Origin of the sequence: Aurantibacter sp. (assembly GCF_039941195.1) — a bacterium.
In the GTDB taxonomy this organism is placed as follows: domain Bacteria; phylum Bacteroidota; class Bacteroidia; order Flavobacteriales; family Flavobacteriaceae; genus Aurantibacter_A.
Map to the genome: position 1 here is coordinate 38,235 of NZ_JBDVFA010000013.1, position 17,641 is coordinate 55,875.

The window sequence follows — 17,641 nt, forward strand, 5'->3', positions numbered from 1 at the left end:
CAATATTCACATCCTATCACGCTCTTCTTGAGAGCCAGTTTTTCTATTCCTTTTTTCCTTAATTTTTTGGTTACCAAAAGGAAAGGAGTAGGTTAACTGAAATACGCGTTCTGAAAAATCGTTGTCGCCGTAGGTTTTAATACTAAGTTCTGGTTGATGGTACTCCCATTCATCTTTACCACTTGTTGCGGTTGCATCTTGAACACTAAAAGTTAGAGTGCTTTCGTTGTTGAATCGTTTACTGATTCCAAAATTCATATAATGGTATTGAAACTGAATTTGGTCACCTGAAATAAACGGACTCATATATCTGCCATCGATATTGGCCGTCCATGAGTTGCCCAATTCAAAAACATTATTGAGTTGAGCAGTAACAGTAAACAGGCCTTTTTCAAACGGCAACGGGCGGTTAGAGGTATCTTTTACCTTTTTATAAGCGCCATCAAGATTCCAGTTCATTTTCCAAAAATTACTCAACTTAATGGGAAAACTAGTTGTTAGCAAGTAACCGTTCATACGATCAAAATTGATTGGCGTACTGGTTTGCAACCCCATTTCCTTATCCACGGTATTGTAAAAGGAAATTGCCCCTTTGGTTCTGTTGATTTCAATAGCGACCAAAAACGAGCCTTGATTATAAGCTAGCCGTACAGCATCTGCAAAGGCAGGTCTGAGTCTAGTATTTGATGACACATACAAGCTTGGATCAATTAACAGGTAGAAGGCGGCCAAATGAAAAAAGGCAGGTCGTTCAATACGGCGATTATATGAAAGGGTCATTGTCTGTATAGAATCGATGGAGTAGGTGGTTCTGGCAACCGGAAAAAGATTGGTATAGTCGGTTGAAAAGTCATTACCATTTACAACGTCATCAAGTTCGTACTTATAATTTTCAAGGCGTGCGCCAACACTGCTTTCCCATAGATCATTCCATTTTTTTTGATATGATCCGTAAACAGCTAAAATGGTTTCGCTAATCTGATCATCTCTACGAAAAGTTTCATCTTCTGACCAAGCACCATCAATTCTATTGCGATTCTGCAACGCACTGCGCGAATTGTTGAAAGTACCTTTAAGACCTGTTTCAAGTTTGGAATCGTTTTCCATTTCCCATTCAAAATCCCCCTTTAATGTATAAATTTCAAATTTTGAATTACGATCAGCCTCTAGCATATCTAATTCTTCGGGTGGGTTAACAAAAGAAAGACCTGAAAAATTTTGAACGTCAAGCGCCACTCTATCCACATCTATATTTATAGATTTAGTATCGCTCAGATGTGAATAATAGTTAAGATTAACAAACGTATTGCGATTCGGATTGTCGATGTCAAGCAAATATTGTGAATTCGTATTTTGAATATTGTTGATTGTTCCTTCAGAGACACTGGTATAATCATAGCCAGACATATTGCTTTTCGTGTACCCAAACAGGGCGCCGATAGTGCTTTTTGTATTTATTTCAACGTCTGCACCCAATGTTAACCCTAATGAGTGGTCTCGTGGGTTGGTAAACACTAGTTGATTGCCATAAAAGTATTGATCCCCTTGATATTCGTACTCCCTAAAATGATTGACTTCCCACATTGGAGATTTACTGCTAAACCCGGTAGCATTGGCATAGAGATTCAATTTACCTTTACGATAGTTCAAATCAAGACTACCATTGAACTTTTCCTTTTGCCCAATTCCTGCCATTAGACTCATATTACCATTTAGACCGTTCATGGTATTTTCTTTTAAAACAATATGAATGATACCCGCTGAATTATTAGAATCATATTTTGCAGAAGGCTGATGGATCAGTTCAATCCGTTCTATATTTTCAGCTCGCATACCTTTAAGTTGTTGCATAAGTGCTGCCTGAGGTATTCGCGAAATTCGATTATTTATCATTATCAATACTTCACCCTTATTATTAAGTGAAATACTATTCGAATTTTCTTTTACAATTACGCCCGGTGCTTTTTGTAAAACTTGTAAGCCATTATTGCCACTGAAAGTAGTTAGCGCTCCAACATTTAATATTAACCGATCACTTTTTTGTTGGTAAAGCGCTTTTCGCCCCATAACCTGAACGCCATCTAACTCTTCATTTTGAATAGACAACTCAATTTTCCCTATTGATATAGAAACAGTACCCATTGATAACTCTTTGATGAAATCTCGAAAACCTAGAAGGGATATTTTTAAAAGATAATTTCCATGGTCTACATCATCCATTAAAAAGTTTCCACCTTCATTTGTGATAACACCTTTTACAATTGTAGAATCATTAGGCCTAAGTAAAAGAACGTTAGCAAATATCAAAGCTTCACCATTAGTATCAAAAACACTTCCGGTAATACTATTTTCTTGACCAAAAGAAAAACCACAGCTAAAAACTGCAATAACAAACAAATAGTTTCTAAAATATGAACTCACAACTTTCTATTTTTTTTCTATGGAATTCAAACACAATTAATCTTTGCTTAAAAAGCAGATATAAATAAAATTAGGCTACTACTCTTTTTGAATAAATACTCTAATTTCATTAGCCATTTTACATAGACAACACCTCTTTCACTTATGATTTTCGATTGCAACCAACAGCAATGCATACAATTCATTTTCAATAATTTAAGCAACAATACACATGAACAACATAAAAAATGTACTCAACATTAGAACTAATGTATCACTGGCACTAATCCTATTATGAATTCAAAAAAACCAAACAAAAACCTCTTTTAAAAAAACTCCGATGGCCATTAAAAGCACCAACCAACCAAACCCTCTTTTTAGTTTGGTTCCTTTAACAAATGAAGACAGATATATTCCAAGAAATATCCCGAAAATAGCTATCATAGTAAACAACAATAGGAATGTCCAATTAATTTTCAGATACCCAACATCCCCTGTAAAACCGATTAATGATTTTAAAGCTATAATAAAAAGTGAAGTTGCTACCGCATTTTTCATCGGCAATTTCACAAACAACACTAAAACAGGAATAATTATAAATCCTCCTCCTATACCAACAAGTCCTGTAAGTATTCCTATTAATGTTGCTCCGAAAATCAATACAATAAAATTGCATGATAACTGATTATTACTTCTTTTTAAACTTTGCTTTTCGCTTAACATTGACAGTGCTGCCGCCAACATTAATGCAGAAAAAAGCAGCATTATTCCCATATTTTTAGTGAAAACAAAATTGCCAATATTAAAGAGCTCATCAGGAATAATGGGCAACAAAAATTTTCGAGCCACATAAACTCCAAATAAAGCTGGCACTGCAAAAATAAAGGCAACTTTAAAATCGATTAGCCCCTTGTTAAAGTTCTTAAATGCCCCAACCGATGCGGAAGCCCCCACTACAAACAACGAATATGCTGTTGTTGTAATGGGACTAATTTGGAATAAGTAAGTAAATATTGGAACAGCCATTATTGAACCACCACTCCCCATTAACCCCAATACTAGACCAATCATTAGGGCCCCTACATATCCCAAAATATGAATAGCTTCCATATTGTTTAGAAATTACATTTATAATAAAGGCTCTTATTTACCTTCCTTTATATACCCCCAACCCAATTGTTGCTTTGCTATAATCTCATAAATACCATCGGGTACGGTGGTAACCCCAGGAATTAAATCATCCTTTCCCTTTTTGTTTCTTTTCAAGGTATTTTCACAAACAACGATCGAAACATTATCATTATTTATAATCTTACGAAGTGTTTCGCCTGCTGCAGAAGAATTATTATCTACCATACTATAGGCACTACTATAAATGACCATTTCAAATTCTGATTCAGGATAACTTTCAGACATTAATCGTAAATGTCGAGCTGCCGATTTATGTACATCGGTATTGCCACTGGTCACATCAAAAACAACCTTTATTGGTTTCTCTTGTGCATAACTAATGTTTGTAATTAAAAGAGTTAACCCTACTACTATTAGATTTTTCATCGCTATAATTTTTAGTTATTAATTACCTGCAAAAATGTAACCGCAGCCATTTTCTTGTGCTCTTCCTAATGCCCATACACCGGAAGGAACAACATGAATACCTGGTTGCACTGCATCTATCCACTCTTGATATACCGCTTTAGGGTCTAATCCCATTTTTTGAGCGACTGCCCCGCTATAGACTGAAATTGCCAAGTTGCATACGCAAAACATAGCACCCCTATCTTGCATATCTTTTATTCCTTGAATAACTGGCATGGGAAAATCTCCTTCTTGCGGCTCGTAATACAGGTTACGCAAAGAAGGTGCTTTTGTACTGTTATCTGTTACGCCAAAAACTTCACCAAGGTTATACTTTTTCCAAACTTCAGTTTTTAATGCAAAAGGAATTGCATTGTGTCTTAAAACAGTCATGGCAGTAATATCATCATCGGCCGATCCTGTTTCATTATTACTTAAATAGAAAGCCCAGTTCCAAATAATTGGAAAACCGTCATGAGGCGTAGAACCATCATACACTATTCTATGTTTACCTTTTATATTTTTAAACCAATCGTCTGCTGCTGCCATTTTTTCATCATCAAATGATGTAGTGCTAGCTAATACAGGATTTGTAATTACCGAAAGGGTGCTTGCAGTAGCTCCCATTAAAACTGCTCCCATAAAATTTCTTCTAGAATTTTTACTCCTTGTTTTCATAATAGTCTATTTAGATTTAACAATATTGTGCTCATTTTTATAGTATTCCATGATGGGTAAGAAAGGCCCCAATTGATGTTGTTTAATTGAAAATGTGTCAATAAACGGAGGATATGGCGTTGAAACTGGCTTTTTCTTTAAATCAGGAAAATCTCTTTCTTTATTAGCCTTTTCTGGTCTAAGTTGATGGTTGATATAGCCTGCAACATCATAGGCTTCTTCATCTGATAAAACTGGATTTTTATACGTTGTACCAAAAGGCATATTTGCTTTTATAAATTGTGCCGCGGTAATTACCCGTGTCATTCCTGCTCCATTGTTATATGAATCTTTACCCCATAATGGTGGATATTCATAAGAGCTATTATCTTCATGCCATTTACCTTGTCCATTTTTCTGATGACAAATAGCACAATTCACTGTAAATACAGCTTTGCCTTTCTCTAAATCCACGGCTCGGTTCGGCACATTAATTTTAACAAAGCCCTGCCCCTTAATTTTCCCATCTTTTGATGCGAAGCGACTTAACCAATTTAAATATGCGATTAGGGCATTCATTTCTTTCCCATTTTTTGGTATTGTATCACCGTTCATACTGCGCTCCATACAGCCATTTATTCGTTCTTTAATAGTTCCCATTTTATTTTCCCTGCCTCTATATTGGGGGAATCTCTGGATAATGCCAATTAATGGAGCCGCAAAGGGTTTTGTCCCTGAACCTAAATGACAATTGGTACACGACAGATTATTACCAGCATAACGATGCTCATCATTTTTTGATTTTGGTCCAATAAGTTTTGATGAATTTTGAAAAATTTCATAACCATATTTTATTATCTCATTCTCTTTAGAATTTTTCAATTGTGAAACATCATAATTCCTGGTATAAATAAGGTCCAGTGGCTGATCTTCTACAATTTGTTTTGAATTGGCATGTAAGCAATTCCATAGTAAAAAAGCCGATATCACTAATATTCCTGTAAGGAGCACTATAAGCTTACTTGCTAATACTTTACCAGCTTTATGAATCTTATTTTTCTCTACAGCGCTCATAATTCCAATTTCAATTCTTAGAAAAAACAACCATTTATTGTCCTTTCAATAACAGAGATAATAACCTAACAGTTTCTTGAATTAAAGATGTTAAAAATGCGAACACACCACATAACAACCACGTTGTAAGCCTGTTAAACTTTAGCACAATCAATTAAATTATGGTGCATAAGGTTTAAATTATGTTGAAGTGAAACTATTCACTATTGTTAGCGTACAACAAAAATTCACTACAATTTAAAGGAGTAAAAAGCGAAAAGCTGTTACTATTTCAGCAACTACTTTAACTATATTGGAAAGTTGAATAATATATAGGACTATTTGTGCATATAGATGACACATACATCTTTAATGTTCTGATTTACAATTATTTACCAATTGCACTTGGAGTAAATCCGAATTCCTCTTTAAATGCACGACTAAACCAAGATGGATCATTAAACCCGACACTATATGCAACTTGCGATACCGATTTATCACCTATATGAAGTATTTCTTTTGCTTTTTGCAAGCGAACAGATCGTATAAAAACTGCAGTAGATTTATCCGAAACAGATTTCAATTTTCTATATGTCTGAGATTCGCTTAAATTTAATTTAAATGCCAATTGCTTTGGTCCAAAATTAGAATTCTCTATTTGTTCATGAATAATTTCTATTGCCTCTTTAATAAATATAGCACTAGGATTATCGGGCTTAACTTCTAGAATTGCTGACAGATTATTTCCTTCAAATTTTTCAATTATTTTCTTCCGAAGTAATACAAGTTGGTCTAATCTTGTAAATAATTCGGCTTTTTCAAAAGGCTTTGCTAAATAGGCATCAGCACCAAAAGCAAGACCCGCCAACCGGTCTTTCTGAGTTACTTTAGCGGTCAACATAATTATAGGAATATGGTCGGTTCTCTTATCGGTCTTCAAGGTTTTTAACACAGCATAACCATCCATAACGGGCATCATAACATCACAAATAATAACATCGGGCATTATAGATAATGCTTTTTCTACACCAACACTTCCATTTTCAGCATGATGTATTTGATATTTATCTTTTAATGAAATTTTTAAAAAATAAGCTACATCAGCATTGTCTTCTATAATTAATGCGATTGGTAAATCACTATTAACAAAAATTGGTGTTTCAACACTCTCATTTAATTCACTATTTATGTTAGCTGGAATTCCCAATTGTGTATGAGTAGAATCAACTTGTGTAGCAGCTGTAGTTATAGGTAAATTAATCACAAACTCTGTACCTTGACCTAGAACACTTTTAGGAATAACACTCCCCCCCATTAATTCAACGAAATTCTTAACCAATGAAAGTCCAATACCAGTACCTTCACCAGTTCTTGATATTGTCGCATCTGCTTGATAAAATCTATTAAACACATGTGGTATGGCATCCTTAGCAATACCAATACCATTGTCTTTTACCTTTATGATAAGTCTTTCTTTTCCCTCCGTTGAAATTTTGTTAAGATGCACTATAATTTTATCGCCTTTACCTAAAAACTTGATTGCATTTGAAAGTAAATTTGAAATAACACCTTGTATCTTTTGTTCATCAATATCCATTACCAAACTATCTAATTCTGAATACAACACTAAATTGACATCCAATTCTTTGGCGTACGATTGAAAACTTTCACATATATATTTAATAAGCGGCACCACATCTGTTCTCACCAATTGCAATTCCATATTCCCACTTTCCAATTTCGCAAGATCTAACATTTCATTTACCAATTGAAGTAGATTTCCGCCATTACGTTCAATCATTTCAAGTGGCTTTTCAATCGATTTTAAATCTTCGACTTTCAATTTATCTTTAATCGTTCCAGCCATTCCAAGAATTACAGTTAATGGCGTTCTAAATTCATGGGTAATATTGGTATACAGACTATTTTTTAATTGATTTATTTCTTTGAGTCTTTTGCTTTCTGCAAAGGCTAATTTTCTAGATACTTGAAAACGATAAAAGAAAAATGCTAAGGCTAGACCTAAAATTAAATATGAAGTATAAGCCCACCAAGTAGCCCACCAAGGTGGAAGAATCGTCAAATTCATTTTCAATGGTTCTTGATTCCATTCTAAACCTCTTGAAAATCCATTAATAACTAAAGTATGTTTTCCTGAAGGAAGATTTAAAAACTGAACCTCAGGATCCTTAATTTTATTCCACTCTTGATTCCCAGGCAACAGTTTATATCCATATTCCACCTGTTTGCTTAAACGAAAATCAATAGATGAAAATTGAAGATAAAAAGGAAATTGATTTTGACTAAACTCCAATTCGTTCGTATTAAGTATGTTTTTCTTAAGGATTGAATTGTTGGACTCTGGGCTTAAAACTTTGTCTTTAACCTTAAGTTCTGTAAAATAAAGTGGCTTACCTACATCTATTCCTTCAAAATCTTTTGGATTAAAATAAGTTACTCCTCCAATACCTCCTAAGTATAGCGTACCATCTTTATCTCTGAATTTAGCATGAATATCAAACTCTTTACTTTGAATACCATCAGCTACATTGTATTGTTGAAATTCATTCTCATTAGGATTAAACATTACGAGACCATCATTAGTTCCTATCCATAGATTACCATTTAAATCATCTTGTATGGTATACACTATGGCATCTGTAAATTGCGGTTGTTCGGTCCAAGATTGAAACTTATTATTTTGCAGTAATAAATTAAAACCATAACGCGTACCCGCCCAGACTCTTTCTTCACTATCAATTAAAATATCATACACCGAATTATGCGATAAGGATGTACTGTCTTTTACATCGTGAGAATAATTGGTAAAAATTGGGGTTTTATAGTATTCGTCCTTAAATTCTAAAAGTGATAATCCTCCTTGTGTTCCAATCCATATTCTATTAGCGTCATCAACCCTTATACAATGAACAAAATCATCTGGGAGGGAATTTTGATTTTTCTTATCATTTTGATATCTCACAATTCTATACTCATCCTTGCTTACAAATTCTAAACGGAAAATACCCTGCCCATAGGTAACACCCCAAACGTTGTTCTTTTCATCCAGCACCAAGTCTTTCATAAAATTCCCACTTATTGAATTGTTGTTTTCTGGATTAAAAAAGAATGAAACAAACTCGGGATTCTCAGGGTCAAAAGTTTTGAGATTAATTAAATTTAAACCTCGAGTTGTTGCCAACCATAACCTGTCATTAGTACTATCATGGGCTATTGCTCTAATTACGGACCCAGATATACTATTGGTTTCATTTTGATTATCCTTAAAATAATACGATTTACCATTTCTAATTAAATTAAGACCCCCATCTGAGGTACCCACCCATAAGTCGTTCTTATTTTTTAATATTGAAAAAATAACATTATCGTTAAGTACATGTGAGCCGCGTAAGTTTTTAGATAAATTTTGAAAATATGGCTTCGAAAAATCTAATAGGTTTAGAAAATTAGCTGTTCCCACAAATATTTTGTTGTCCGAAATTCGTAACAATGATTGCACGGTATTATTACTAATACCATTATCACCCTCGTTCAAAATTCTAGAAATTACTTTTTCTTCTTTCCAATCAAAAAGATAAAGCCCACTACCAGTACCTACCCATACACTATGTTCATCTTGTTTTAAAAAGGAAACTACATGTCGTGTCGGAGAACTTTCTATTGCTCCCAAATTAAAAGATTTTACTTCTTTTTTTTCTAGATTGTATATAAAAAGACCATAGTCACTCCCAATTAAAAGCGATTTCTCTGTATGATAGAACGCCTGTAAATGACCTACCGCTTTTACAAATGGCGTTTCTTGTTCATGAATTTCCTCTCCAAGATCAAATTGATATATTTCACCTTTGGGAGTCCCAACCCACAAATTTTGTTTGCTATCCAATGAAAGAGCACTAATCGGCTTATTCTCAAAATAATTGTCTTGAAAAAAGGAATCATCATTTGCTCTAGTCAATTTATGTAATCCACTAATGCGTGATGCAGCCCAAATAGCTCCGCTGGAATCATTTACTAAAGCCGAAATAACTTCTGAATTGCTATCTGAATTTTCGAGCCTTATCCTTTCAAAATTATCTAAATTCGGGTTATAGTAACTAAGCCCATTACCAATAGTACCAACCCAAATATTGCCGGCAGTATCCTGCACCAATTTATTGGTAAGATTACCTGAAATGGTGGTGGTATCAGATTCTTTATATCTGTAGTGTCTAAATTCTTGGCCATCGAAGCGATTTACTCCATTTTGAGTGGCGATCCAAACAAACCCAAGACTATCTTGTAACATATCATTTATTGACACTTGAGATAATCCATCATCTAGCGAATAATATTTTATGCGTAGATTTTCTTGAGCGAAAAGAATTTGACTTGGAAGTATAATTGCAACAAAAAGCAGGATAACCTTTACAACATCTTTTGTATAAAGAAGAGTACAAAACTCATATTTAGATATTGAACCCATAAATGCTTTCGTTTTTTAACATGAATCGAAAAGCACATTTGTGCTAGCATATAGGGGAATCAGCATAAATACGGCATAAATCGCATGTATGGGTTTAATGTAATAAAAGTTAATTAATTTACACAACAGCTGTGTAAATTATTTTATTTCAACAGATGATAAAGCAGTTAGTTAGAAGTTTGCTTAAAAAAGACCTGGTTGCGTACCTCCTTTAACTCTACCCAAATGTTTGTAAGCTAACTCGGTAACTTCTCTTCCACGTGGCGTACGCATAATAAAACCTTGCTGAATTAAAAATGGTTCGTAAACCTCCTCTATCGTTTCTGCACTTTCAGAGACCGCAGTTGCCAATGTAGTAATACCAACTGGACCGCCTTTAAACTTATCGATAATAGTAATTAATATCTTATTATCCATTTCGTCTAATCCATGTGCGTCTACATTTAAAGCTTTTAGGCTATATTTTGAGATTTCCATATCAATATCACCATTGCCCTTTATTTGGGCAAAATCTCTTACGCGCCTTAAAAGTGCATTACATATTCTTGGAGTTCCTCTACTGCGACCTGCAATTTCTATGGAGGCTTCATTAGTAATTGGAACATTTAAAATATCGGAACTTCGTTGTACTATGGTTGAAAGTAATTCGGTATCGTAATATTGCAACCTACTTTGTATTCCGAAACGCGCACGCATTGGAGCAGTTAAAAGTCCCGATCTTGTGGTGGCTCCAATTAAAGTGAACGGATTTAAATTTATTTGTACAGAACGTGCATTAGGCCCTGTCTCAATCATTATATCAATTTTATAATCCTCCATAGCTGAATACAAATACTCCTCTACTATGGGGCTTAAACGATGAATCTCGTCAATAAAAAGAACATCTCTATCATCTAAATTCGTCAAGAGCCCAGCCAAATCACCAGGTTTATCCAATACAGGACCCGAAGTTACTTTTATGCCTACCCCGAGTTCATTGGCTAAAATATGAGCTAAAGTGGTTTTTCCCAAACCTGGAGGACCATGAAATAAGGTATGATCCAAAGCTTCATTACGTTGGTTTGCCGCGGCTACAAATACCTTAAGATTTTCAAGTACTTGAGCCTGTCCTGTAAAGTCATCAAAAGAAACCGGACGTAATGCTCTTTCAACATCAAGTTCTGCTTGTGAAAAATTATCGCTCGAAGGATCTAAATTCTCATTCATATTCTCAAAGATAATTAAACGACCTTAAACTACTTTCAATCCCATTATCACTTCGGTAAATTTTCATTAGAAATTCGTAATTTCAGCTTATGCAAAATACAAAATATACCTCTGGAGTTCTTCAATACATCCCTTTCTTCTATGTAATATGGTCTGACAACTTAGTAACAACCTCTGAATTAAATGTAGTTGAAAAAGCTATTTCAGATGATGACAGCCTTTTGAAAGAAGATAAAAAACAGCTGTTATCATGGTTAAACCCTAACAAACCGCCTATTGATGATGAATTGAAGAATTGGAATCATATTGTTTCTAATTCTAATGTAAAACTTATTGAAAATGAAACATATCCATTAACTACATTCAGCCAAAAGGTAGTTTGCGAATATCATCAGAGTTGTCCATTTAATGATAGTTTAAAAGACATAGAAATTAATTTAGGGATTCAACCTAATCATTATAATCACCTTTTTGATGTGGAAGTTATTCATGAAAGCACTTCGGATTTTTACGATGCTAATGAAATTGACATTTTATTAAAAGGAAAACATGCAAAGGTGGTCGATGAATTTAGAGCAGTGTTAAAAGATGATATTTTTAATTGGGAAGTATATCGTAACAAAGAAGAGTTTCGAGAAGTAGTTTTAAACCAGGTTAAATTTTTAGCTTCTAAAGGCTATGGTGCTATGGCCTACCCAAAGGAATATGGCGGCAGTGGTGATATGGAAGGCTACGCATATATGTTTGAAAATATGATGTATGTAGACGGAAGTCTTACAATTAAATTTGGGGTACAAGTCGGACTATTTGGAGGGAGTATTCAGAAATTAGGAACAAAAAAACATCATGATTTATACTTATCGGATGCTGGCACAGCAGCATTATTAGGCTGTTTTGCAATGACAGAAACAGGACATGGATCTAATGTTCGTGGTATAAAGACTACAGCAACTTACGATAAGGCTACCGACAGTATCATCATACATACTCCAGGAAAAAATGATAATAAAGAATATATCGGCAATGCTTTACATTCAAAAATGGCTTCAGTATTTGCGCAACTAATTGTAGATGGTAAAAATGAAGGTGTACATGCTATTTTAGTTCCGTTACGAGATGAAAACCATAATGTGCTGCCGGGAATAACTATTGAAGATAATGGATACAAATTAGGTTTAAACGGAGTTGATAATGGCAAAATTTGGTTTAACCAAGTAGTTGTACCTCGTGAAAATCTACTAAATAAGTATGGTGATATTAAATCTGATGGTAGTTATTTTTCAGAAATTAAAAATCCAAACAAGCGATTTTTTACTATGCTTGGGACCTTGGTAGGTGGAAGAATCTGTGTCGCAAGAGCAGGATTAGGCGGAGCAAAAATGGCTTTAGCTATTGCGGTAAAACATGCACTTAAAAGAAGACAATTTAATGACAGTATTAAAATTCAAGAAGATTTATTGATGGATTATCCATCACATCAATTACGATTAACACCACTAGTTGCAAGCGCTTATGTTTATCATTTTAGTTTAGATAAAATGATGGCCATTTATTGTGATGATACACAGCCAGATAAACGCAAAGTTGAAACGCAAGTTGCAGGACTAAAATCTATTATTACGTGGTACGCCAATGATGCTATACAAGAATGTAGAGAAGCATGTGGCGGGAAAGGCTATTTAATTGAAAATAGAATAGCCGACTTGAAAGGTGATGTAGATATTTTTACCACATTTGAAGGGGATAATACTGTTTTATTACAATTGGCAGCTAAAGGCGTATTATCCGATTTTAAATCAGAATTTAATAGCGCTGGTTTTACATCAGTATTGAAAATATTAGGAATACAGATTGGAGATAAATTAACAACAATAAATCCTGTTTATACTAATAAAGTAGATAAAGATCATTTGTATAATCTTAAATTTCACAAGCATGCATTTAATTTCAGAACAAAAAGATTGACCTATACCTTAGCCATGAGGATTAGAGGGTACATAAAAAAAGGTGTGCCGTCTTATCAGGCCTTTATGAAAGTACAAACACATGTTATTGCATTAGGCAAAGCCTACAGTACTGAACTCGCTTACAATACTTATTGCGACTATGTAGACACAATTGAAGACTCAAAAAATAAAGCACTGTTTATAAAATTAGGGACCTTGTTTGCATTACAAGAAATACGAAATGATTCAGAATGGTTCTTAGAACAAGGATATTTAGGAGGTACTAAATCAAAAGCTATTCGACAAAGAGTTGAACGTCTGTGTACTGAATTAAGACCGCATATAGGTGTATTAGTCGATGGTTTCGGCATACCGGATCATTGTATGAGTGCGCCTATTGCTAACTAATTAAAAACTGAATACATTTAATTTTCCTTATGTAATTGCGACTTATCGAGAAACTGCACGATTGATATCGTTGAATTTCCATATAAATGAGTTTTTGCAGTACCACGTGAATTCAACTCAAAAGTGGACATAGCATTAATATCAGCATTTGTTGAACTCTCCAAATTTAAAACAACATCAGATGCCTCCAGTCGCGAACCCTTAAAATTAGCATTATCAAAAAGGTTCACATTAAGCATATCCGAACTGCCCTCCATACGAACAGAAGCATTCTTACGCATCTCAATTAAATTAGTTTCAGTTACTGCATAAATGCGTGCATCTATCCTATCTTTTAGATTTATATTAATTGAATCCGCTTCAATATTTAATTCAGCAGAACTATTACCTTCCATATTAATATCCACTACAGCTGCACTGGCAAGCATTTCTAATTTTGAGGAATTGTATGTTTCTAGTTGCAAATCATCAGGAACGGTAATCTTCTCTTTTATCACAAGTTTTCCCTCACGTAACGTTATTCCATTTAAATCACGAAATCGAATAATGATATTAAACTTTTTACTAGCAGTAACTTTGTAAAAACAACTTATTTCAAGTGTATTTCCGGTAACCTTAAATTTCAAAATATCAATAAGGTTATCATCTGCTTCTATAAAATAACCTGGCTCGTCGGATTGTTCTAAAGAAATATCAAGATCATCTTTTAATTCAACAGCACTAAAATCTGGTAATACATCTTCAACTATTACCACATTACGATTACCCTTTATTTTTGGTTTTCGTTGTGAAAAGCCTTGGAAACAAAAAACTAGGGAAACTAATATTATGAGATTTTTCATTTTTGTGTTCTTTCTTTTTTAAAGATATCATAAAAAGTGACATAACACCAACCTACTAAAATTATGCCATAAAAAAACCCTGAATCTTTTATCGAGAGTCAGGGTTCAATAGTATTATTTTATTATTTAATGATGCAGCTGTTCTTCACCATCCTTCATTGGAACCGTTTGTGGTACAAAATCTTGACCTGGAATAATATATTCTCCATTGTCATCGGTTTTACTATAGTCATAAGACCAACGATGTACATGTGGTATTGGACCATCCCAGTTGCCATGAATATGTTTTAATTCAGTTGTCCATTCTAAAGTAGTTGCTTTCCATGGATTCTTAGGTCCTACTTTTCCGTAGAATATACTACGTACAAAGTTGAAAGCGAAAATAAGCTGAGCTCCTGCAGTAATTAAAGCAAAAACGGTCATTAAAACCTGAACATCAGTCAACTCATCAAACATTGGAAAAGCTGTATTTTCATAATATCTACGTGGTACACCTGCCATACCAACAAAATGCATTGGGAAGAATATACCGTAAGAACCTACTGCGGTAATCCAAAAATGAATATACCCCATATTTTTATTCATCATTTTACCTTCAAACATTTTTGGGTACCAATGATAAATACCGGCAAACATACCATAAAGTGCAGAAATACCCATTACTAAGTGGAAGTGAGCCACAACGAAATATGTATCATGAACATTTATATCCAAAGTACTATCTCCTAGAATTATACCTGTTAGTCCTCCAGTAATAAATGTGGAAACCATGCCTATTGAAAATAACATTGCTGGATTAAGTTGCAAGTTACCCTTCCATAAAGTCGTTATCCAGTTAAAAGATTTTACTGCAGATGGTATTGCTATAAGTAAAGTAGTAAAAGTAAATACTGAACCTAAAAATGGATTCATACCTGAAAGGAACATATGGTGTCCCCAAACTATGGTTGATAAAAAGGCAATAGCTAATATTGAAGCAATCATTGCGCGGTAACCAAAAATTGGTTTACGTGCATTAACAGCCATTACTTCAGAAACTATACCCATTGCAGGTAGAATAACAATATAAACTTCAGGGTGTCCTAAAAACCAAAATAAGTGTTCATATAAAACTGGAGAACCGCCCTGATAATGTAATACCTCACCTTGTATAAAAATATCTGACAAGAAAAAAGAAGTACCAAAGCTTCTATCCATCAATAACAACAAACCAGCAGAAAGAAGTACTGGGAATGATATAATACCTATTATCGCAGTTACAAAAAATGCCCATATCGTTAAAGGCAATCTAGTCATGGTCATTCCTTTTGTACGCAGGTTTAATACTGTTACAACGTAATTCAATGAACCTAATAACGAAGATGCAATAAAAATAGTCATCGAAACTAACCAAAGGGTCATTCCTAGTCCTGATCCTGCTTGTGCCATTGGAAGTGCACTAAGCGGAGGATAAACCGTCCATCCAGCTGCGGCAGGTCCCGACTCTACAAATAATGAAGAAATCATTATTACGGATGACAAAAAGAACAACCAATATGAAACCATGTTCATAAATCCTGAAGCCATATCTCTGGCTCCAATCTGCAACGGAATTAATAAGTTACTAAAAGTACCACTCAATCCTTGAGTAAGTACAAAAAATACCATTAGTGTACCATGTATCGTTACCAACGCTAAATAAACATCCGCATCCATAACACCATCAGGCGCCCATTTCCCCAATACAGCCTCGAAAATTCCAAAAGTTTCCCCCGGCCATGCTAGTTGCATTCTAAATAACAATGACATGCTAATACCAATGAAACCCATGATAAGGCCAGTAATCAAATACTGCTTAGAGATCATCTTATGATCCTGAGTAAAGATGTATTTGGTTATAAAGGTCTGTTTATGGTGATGTCCGTGATCATCTCCATGTTCGTCCTCGTGTCCGTGTCCTAATTCTGACATAATCAGTTATTTATAATTTTTTGTCTTAATGTTTTTTATTAATTAGCCGCCATACTTTGACCAAATGTCTTTTGATCGGCTAACCACTTATTGAAATCTTCTTCAGATTCAACAATGATTTTCATTTGCATATTGTAATGTGATTTACCACAAATTTTATTGCAAATTAAAAGATAATCATACTCCCAAGGATCAGAATTGGGTACACCATTAGCAGCTTTCTCAGCTCTAATTTTATTGGTTCTTTTTACTTTTTCTACAACGTCTGGATCTTGTCTCATTTCCGCTGTAGTTTTTATTGGTGTAAAAGAAAATTCTGTAATCATACCTGGCACGCAATTCATTTGTGCTCTAAAATGTGGCATATATGCTGAATGTAAAACATCTTGCGAACGCATTTTAAAGTTCACCTTACGACCTACAGGTAGATGTAATTCTTTAACAATTACATCATCGCTTCCATAAGTATCCCCTTCATCAATACCCAATATATTAGCTTTATCAATGTCAATCAGTCTAACATTGGAATCACCTAATACATTATCATCACCTGCATAACGTGCCGTCCAATTAAACTGCTGTGCATATAATTCAACTATAAGCGGATCATCTTCATCATTTATATCAGTAATTACTGTCCATGTATAAAGACCCCAAATAATTAATCCAGCTAAAACTATCGTTGGAATAATTGTCCAAATAAATTCCAGTTTGTCGTTATCAGCAAAATATAATGCCTTCTTACCTTCTTCGCCTCTATACTTGTACGCAAAATAGTGTAATAAAGCTTGGGTTATCGTTTGCACAATAAAAATTAAAACGAACGAAATTAGCATTAACAAATCGTATTCGCCTCCATGTGCTGAAGCCGCCTCTGGTAAAAGCATTTTGGAATACTTCCAAAAACTGAAAATTGTGATACCGTAAATAAATATCAAAAAGGCAAACATCAAATACCCATTGTATTTGTTGTCTTTGTCAGTAGCAACTTCACTATTACTTGAATTGGTTTGTGAAAGCTCAAATATTTTGGCCATTTGCCAAACAGCAATAGCTACTAAAACCAAAACAATTAAAATCAAAAATGTATTCATCGTATGACCTAATTATATCTTAAA

General features: G+C 34.2%; 11 protein-coding genes. 1 reads left to right on the forward strand and 10 read right to left on the reverse strand.

The window, feature by feature from the left end; genetic code table 11:
- Nucleotides 1-6: 6 nt before the first annotated feature.
- The 7 genes from ABJF52_RS02445 to ruvB all read right to left on the reverse strand — a co-directional run bounded on the left by ABJF52_RS02445 (nucleotide 7) and on the right by ruvB (nucleotide 11,377).
- A complete protein-coding gene (locus ABJF52_RS02445) occupies nucleotides 7-2,421 on the reverse strand; it encodes an outer membrane beta-barrel family protein (RefSeq protein WP_348145786.1) in 2,415 nt (804 codons plus the stop codon).
- Nucleotides 2,422-2,700: 279 nt separating this feature from the next.
- Entirely contained in the window at nucleotides 2,701-3,510 is an 810-nt protein-coding gene (locus tag ABJF52_RS02450) for a sulfite exporter TauE/SafE family protein (protein ID WP_348145789.1), read from the reverse strand.
- 33 nt (nucleotides 3,511-3,543) lie between these two features.
- A complete protein-coding gene (locus ABJF52_RS02455; protein ID WP_348145792.1) occupies nucleotides 3,544-3,957 on the reverse strand; it encodes a hypothetical protein in 414 nt (137 codons plus the stop codon).
- A gap of 18 nt (nucleotides 3,958-3,975) precedes the next feature.
- Nucleotides 3,976-4,656, reverse strand: a complete 681-nt coding sequence (locus ABJF52_RS02460) for a Tat (twin-arginine translocation) pathway signal sequence containing protein (protein WP_348145795.1) — start codon at nucleotides 4,654-4,656, stop codon at nucleotides 3,976-3,978.
- A 6-nt stretch (nucleotides 4,657-4,662) separates the two neighbouring features.
- Entirely contained in the window at nucleotides 4,663-5,709 is a 1,047-nt protein-coding gene (locus ABJF52_RS02465) for a c-type cytochrome (protein ID WP_348145798.1), read from the reverse strand.
- Nucleotides 5,710-6,076: 367 nt separating this feature from the next.
- Nucleotides 6,077-10,171: a two-component regulator propeller domain-containing protein gene (locus tag ABJF52_RS02470; protein ID WP_348145800.1), complete on the reverse strand. Its 4,095-nt coding sequence runs from the start codon at nucleotides 10,169-10,171 to the stop codon at nucleotides 6,077-6,079.
- A 183-nt stretch (nucleotides 10,172-10,354) separates the two neighbouring features.
- A complete protein-coding gene (gene ruvB, locus ABJF52_RS02475; protein ID WP_348145802.1) occupies nucleotides 10,355-11,377 on the reverse strand; it encodes a Holliday junction branch migration DNA helicase RuvB in 1,023 nt (340 codons plus the stop codon).
- Nucleotides 11,378-11,466: 89 nt separating this feature from the next.
- On the opposite strand from ruvB, the gene ABJF52_RS02480 reads away from it, so the two are divergent.
- Entirely contained in the window at nucleotides 11,467-13,731 is a 2,265-nt protein-coding gene (locus ABJF52_RS02480) for an acyl-CoA dehydrogenase (RefSeq protein ID WP_348145804.1), read from the forward strand.
- Between the two features lie 17 nt (nucleotides 13,732-13,748).
- Here the strand turns inward: ABJF52_RS02480 and ABJF52_RS02485 are convergent, their stop codons facing one another.
- From ABJF52_RS02485 to ABJF52_RS02495, 3 genes are all read right to left on the reverse strand, one after another.
- Entirely contained in the window at nucleotides 13,749-14,573 is an 825-nt protein-coding gene (locus ABJF52_RS02485) for a DUF2807 domain-containing protein (RefSeq protein WP_348145807.1), read from the reverse strand.
- A gap of 126 nt (nucleotides 14,574-14,699) precedes the next feature.
- Nucleotides 14,700-16,523, reverse strand: coding sequence for a cbb3-type cytochrome c oxidase subunit I (locus ABJF52_RS02490; RefSeq protein WP_348145810.1), 1,824 nt, complete (start codon nucleotides 16,521-16,523; stop codon nucleotides 14,700-14,702).
- Between the two features lie 38 nt (nucleotides 16,524-16,561).
- A complete protein-coding gene (locus ABJF52_RS02495; RefSeq protein WP_348145813.1) occupies nucleotides 16,562-17,617 on the reverse strand; it encodes a cytochrome c oxidase subunit II in 1,056 nt (351 codons plus the stop codon).
- Nucleotides 17,618-17,641 lie beyond the last annotated feature (24 nt).